Source organism: Pseudoalteromonas sp. SG41-5 (assembly GCF_014164495.1).
Taxonomy (GTDB): Bacteria; Pseudomonadota; Gammaproteobacteria; order Enterobacterales; family Alteromonadaceae; genus Pseudoalteromonas; species Pseudoalteromonas rhizosphaerae.
In genome coordinates, this window is record NZ_JACJFH010000161.1 from 1 (window position 1) to 5040 (window position 5040).

A 5040-nucleotide genomic window follows, 5' to 3' on the forward strand; every position below is an offset into this window, starting at 1 on the left:
TAGAAACCTGTTTAAGAGTTGCGGCTTTAAACAAGGCTCAAGCCACTCAGGGCGTAAAAGTACCGCCAGCCTACTATCTGATGCTGGTGTCGATTATGACGTTATACAAATGGCTATAGGCCATGTTAGTGATGATATGACTGATACATACATCATCCCTGATCCACAGCGATTAACTGATGCACTGAATAACTTGTATAAGTCAGTGCCGCCACTAGGAATAAAAGAATAAATGATCTTAGAAGGACATTAGCCAGTTGAAAAAATTTAAGTTTATAAACAATCAATCAAAAAAAGAGTTTCTAGCGTTGCCCGATAAAATTCAAAAGCGCTTTGCAAATGATTTAAACGCTATTTGTCAAAACAAAGAGCCATTTAGCAAGTTTAAGCACTTAAAAGAAAGTGTTGGTATTGGTGCGGTTGAGCTGATAGAGAACGGCAGACCAGCATATCGAACGATTTACGTTGCAAAGTTTGCTGACACTGTTTTTATTTTGCACTCATTTACCAAAACCACTAACGGGGTAGACAAACAGGCAATGGACACAGCGAAAAAGCGCTACAAACTCATGCAAAAAGAATTGAACAAATAAATTATATCAGTGCTTGTATATATATCAACGCTGATATATAGTGATGATAAGTTAAACAATAAGGTTGTTAAGATGAATCTTGAATACTCAAATATCTTTGATGCAATAACCGAAGATAAAGCAGAAGCCTCTGAATTACAGACGCGCTCAGATCTGATGATTGTTATTCGTGACATTATCAATGCTAAAAATTGGTCACAGGCCGATGCAGGGGTTCAATTAGGGCTAACTCAACCTCGCGTAAGCGATTTGGTAAATGGCCGAATTGATAAATTCAGCATTGATAAGTTAATGACTTGTTTGTATCGAATTGGTTTTCGCTTTAAACCGTCCTTTGCAGATGACCAGTTAACAATGGCTGTTGAAGCCGTTAAAGCACACTAATTGAAATACTTATAACGAGGTGGGCAAGAATGCATTTTAACGAAGCCGCAATTCATTGATATACATTTACCGAAAAGTTAATGGAGTAAACCAAATGGAAAGCTGGAATAGAGAAACTCTGCTTCACTATGCTCAAGATAAGCAATCAGAAAATGATATATCAAAATTGGATAGGGCAATTAGTTCTATAGCTGAAACTCAAATGCTATGCAGCTACCACTACCGTACATTGCATGCTTTGCTTGATGAGCATATGCGGAATAACCCTACAGAAAGTAGTTTATTTAGATCTAGGTTCAGTGTAGATACCGAGGTGAATAAAAAAGATTTTGAATTTACACTTGCTTGTAGAGCTAATATTATCGCTATTGTTAGAACGTTACATTCGTGCTCAGACATAGTGGGGTTTGTAATTTACCTTGGCCTATGTCTTAACCATAACGATAGTACATGGATAACCCCCTCAAGAGTTTCCTTGTACAATGTAAAAGAGAAGCTTAAAAAATTCCCAGAGTCTTTGGAGCTATTATCTCTTTTAGGTCAGCTCACCAATAACTCTGACTATAAACACCTCTGCAGGCTGAGCAATCAAACTAAGCATTCAATTATAGTAAGGGCGCAATCCCACTTCAATTTAAAGGAAAAGGACAAAGAGCGTTACCAGTTCATCTTCGAAGAGGTTGAAACTGAACCTGGAGGAACGGAAAAATTCTCAGAAACTAATGCAATTCCTTTCATAGAGAATGAGTTCAAGCGACAGAACGATATCGTCATAAACATTCTCCATTGTTTGGACAAGTTAGTATCTGTAGCAATATAACTCTAACATTGGAGTACGGGAGTGATTTATGGAAATAGATGTTGATTTTACAGGCCTTCATTTAGCTGCTGCAAAAATGCAAGGCATTGAATTGAGCGTTGAAGAATTTATTAATTTTGCTCGCTCTGTTATCGATGGCATGGACAAAGAACTAACTGCGTATTTAGAATTAAGCTTTAACCAAGTTGTAAGCGGTGAAGATATTAAGGCCGGAAGCGATTTTAACCGGTTAATAAAAGACTACATCCAGCAGGTTTGCCGATAACATAACAGGAGATTTTGAATGAATAGCCATCAAAAACAACACTGCGCAAGAGTTTCATCGCTTAATAAAGCTATCAAAGCTAAAGAAGATAACAACCCAGGCTTGAACAGCTTAAAGCAAGAGATAACAGAGTTACAAACACGCATTGTGCATGCGCAAGGTGAAGAGCGGGAGCAACTAATAAAACAAAAAGAGTTTATGGAAAAAGAGCTCACAGCCAAATACCAACCATAATTATATTACTTGGTAAACTAAGGCAATCATTGGAATACGGGGGTTAAACATGACTACACATATTTTTATGTTCATATTTTTCATCATCATGGGCGCTTTGGTATTTTTATTCCCATTGTTAAAAACAATACCTGAATCAAAAGAAATGTATGTAACTATATTTCAAGTGAGCGTTTTCATTTGTTCAATTTTAAGTGGATTAAATGCTTTTGATGATATAAAGGTTTTGATTGCCAACGGCATGAAAGACTAATTGGAATATGGTGGGCTTTAAATTTATCGAGTGGAGAAAGGTATGGCTGAATATGAACGTAGATTATTGGATAAAGATGATTTAACTAAGCTATATGAATTGACTAACCCAAAATTAAACCCTAAGCCAACACTGCATACTGTTATAAGTTATCAATCAAATGAGTGGGTGATAGAAGATTCACACCAATTGAGGGGTTATAGAGCCAGCAAGGCCTCATTAGCTATGAAAGTACGTAAATATGAAGCTAAAAAAGCTTGGCCTAGTTCGTGTAGATTGGGCATTGGTGTATTTGAGGCTGATAAGTTAATTCATGTGCTAATAGCTAAAAATTTAGGTAAGAAGCCGATTGCTGAGGCAAAGGCTAGTTTGCCGTTGGATGATGTTTTGGGCGCTATTGGCTTATCAAGAAGTGATGTTTTAAGAAATCGTAAGTGAAGTTGGATTTCAGGCCATGACGATTGAAGTTAAAACAAATATAAATACAGGTGCAAAAGAAGCATATTTTAACGGTAAGTTAATTGGCTATTTTGAGCAAATGACACCTTTTGATGATGCCTGGTCTTTTATGTCGAAATGCTCACATGACGAGCTTACGGGTGATCACTACATCGCAATTGGTAATGAGCTAAACAAGCTCAATAAAGTTTAGTTGGAAAACAGTTCTGAGCAAGCTCAATGTATACTTAAGCTCTCAAAAACTTCTTATGATAAATTTAAGGCGGCTCCTGAGACTGTGAAGCTCAGCAACGAGCAATTAGAACGTATTAGCTGTCTATTAAATATTCACCACGCATTACGGCATATGTTTAGCAACCCCGAAAATGTCAGGAAGTTTATGAAAATGAGAAACAATAATGATTTTTTTGCAGGTCGTTCGCCTCTAGAGGTAATTGAAAATGGAGGGTTTCTAGAGCTCAAAGAAGTAGCGAAACGCATTGATGCACTGCAAAATAATTTATAACCTGTGTAATAGGGATAAAGTCGCAGGTGAATTAGACCGTGAAAATCCCCTCAATGATCATCACACTAGTACACGTTAACTGCCACCTCAAGCACACAAAGGCATCAGTCAGTATACTTAGCTAGATGACCAGTGAACTCTCATTCTATCGGCTGGCTTTTATATTTAAAATATACTAACTTAATGATTGAAAATGTTTTAGGAACTAAAAAATAACTTTCAGGGAAGTCATTGTGATATATAAATTCGTACTATTTGTTTTGATCATAGCTGCTTTTTCAGTTCAATCTCATAGTGGTAGAACAAACGCCGAAGGTTGCCACACTGATAAAGTGAATAATGATTACCATTGCCATAATGAAATAAGCGATAGCGTTACTACTAGAATACAACTCCCTCCTTTGCCTGAAAACTATGCAACTAGCTTTAGTAACGCAAAATCCAAAGCCGAAAGAGAAGTTTATTACGACTATAATGTGACTTTTTATTGTCAGTGTGACTTTGTTTTTGACGACATAGATGATACTGACAATGATAGTAATACCCATGAAACAATGATTGATGCATTGTCGTGTGGCTATACTCCCCGCAATCCAATTACTAGCTCTGGTAAACCGAATGCACGTGTATCAAGAATAGAGTGGGAGCATATTATGCCGGCTTATATAATTGGTGGCGAGTTAGATCAATGGAAGAACCAAGAAAACTACTCAGAATGTCAAAAACCTAATGGTAAATACCTAACAGGTCGTGATTGCGCATATGAAACCGTGCCTACTTTTCGTCGTGTTCATGATGACTTGGTTAATTTGGCGCCAGCCGTTGGAGAATTAAATGCAGATCGGTCAAACTTTCAGTTTTCTATAATTACCGGTGAGACTCGTAATTATGGCCAATGTGACTTTGAAGTGAATTTTGACTCTGATACAGCCGAACCAGCAGAGAAGGTACGAGGAGACATCGCTCGCGTGTATTTGTATATGGTTCAGATGTATGGTGTATCGTTGGATCATGACGTTATGCAAATGATGCAGGAGTGGAATGAAAGTGATCCGATAGATGAATGGGAGTGTAAACGAAATTTACGGATCAAAAAAGCGCAAGGGTATAGTAACTCAATCGTCGCAGAATTATGCAGCAAATGAAACTCGTGGATGGATGGTTAGAACAGTCGGTTAGTGTGTCATAGCTTCGAAGAAGAGAACCTTATAAGTGTCACAATAATTATTCTTGAAAGGATAAAATCGGAGCAGAATGTTTAGATGAAATATTGCTATTTTAAGCAATAAAGAAGGCACCAAAAGAAGTTGTTATTTTAGATAAGTAATAATATTTACAACTAATTAAATGTTTTTAGTGTATTTTATATTGAGGAGTTTCTATGGCAGTTTTTTGTGTAACTTATGATTTAAATAAATCTGGGCAAAGCTACAGTGCGCTATACGATGAGATAAAGTTATCACCGGGCTGGTGTCATGCACTTGATTCGGTTTGGTTAATATCCCAAACAGAAAATGCGAAGCAATT

The 5040-nt window shown here is 37.0% G+C and carries 11 protein-coding genes; all 11 read left to right on the forward strand.

What is annotated here, in order from left to right; translation table 11 throughout:
* A partial coding sequence (locus H5232_RS22030) for a tyrosine-type recombinase/integrase (protein ID WP_182831524.1) occupies nt 1-232 on the forward strand: 232 nt, incomplete at its 5' end.
* A gap of 25 nt (nt 233-257) precedes the next feature.
* Complete coding sequence (locus tag H5232_RS22035) at nt 258-593, forward strand: type II toxin-antitoxin system RelE/ParE family toxin (protein ID WP_024589339.1); 336 nt, start codon at nt 258-260, stop codon at nt 591-593.
* A gap of 72 nt (nt 594-665) precedes the next feature.
* Nucleotides 666-977, forward strand: a complete 312-nt coding sequence (locus H5232_RS22040; protein ID WP_182760189.1) for a helix-turn-helix domain-containing protein — start codon at nt 666-668, stop codon at nt 975-977.
* Nucleotides 978-1071: 94 nt separating this feature from the next.
* On the forward strand, nt 1072-1797 hold the full coding sequence (locus H5232_RS22045) for a hypothetical protein (RefSeq protein WP_182760188.1): 726 nt from the start codon (nt 1072-1074) through the stop codon (nt 1795-1797).
* Between the two features lie 28 nt (nt 1798-1825).
* Nucleotides 1826-2062 carry a hypothetical protein gene (locus tag H5232_RS22050; protein WP_182760187.1) on the forward strand — a complete coding sequence of 79 codons (237 nt, stop codon included), beginning with the start codon at nt 1826-1828 and terminating at the stop codon, nt 2060-2062.
* 18 nt (nt 2063-2080) lie between these two features.
* The gene (locus H5232_RS22055) at nt 2081-2296 is read left to right on the forward strand and encodes a hypothetical protein (protein WP_182760186.1); all 216 of its coding nucleotides are present in this window, start codon (nt 2081-2083) and stop codon (nt 2294-2296) included.
* A gap of 49 nt (nt 2297-2345) precedes the next feature.
* Entirely contained in the window at nt 2346-2549 is a 204-nt protein-coding gene (locus H5232_RS22060; RefSeq protein ID WP_182759069.1) for a hypothetical protein, read from the forward strand.
* A gap of 42 nt (nt 2550-2591) precedes the next feature.
* Nucleotides 2592-2987, forward strand: coding sequence for a hypothetical protein (locus H5232_RS22065; protein ID WP_182758731.1), 396 nt, complete (start codon nt 2592-2594; stop codon nt 2985-2987).
* Between the two features lie 16 nt (nt 2988-3003).
* Nucleotides 3004-3201 (forward strand): hypothetical protein, encoded by a 198-nt coding sequence (locus tag H5232_RS22070; RefSeq protein WP_182758732.1) that lies wholly within the window; start codon nt 3004-3006, stop codon nt 3199-3201.
* A complete protein-coding gene (locus H5232_RS22075; RefSeq protein ID WP_182758733.1) occupies nt 3202-3513 on the forward strand; it encodes an antitoxin Xre/MbcA/ParS toxin-binding domain-containing protein in 312 nt (103 codons plus the stop codon). It abuts the gene before it with no gap.
* 233 nt (nt 3514-3746) lie between these two features.
* Nucleotides 3747-4658 (forward strand): endonuclease, encoded by a 912-nt coding sequence (locus tag H5232_RS22080; protein WP_182758734.1) that lies wholly within the window; start codon nt 3747-3749, stop codon nt 4656-4658.
* Nucleotides 4659-5040: the final 382 nt, after the last annotated feature.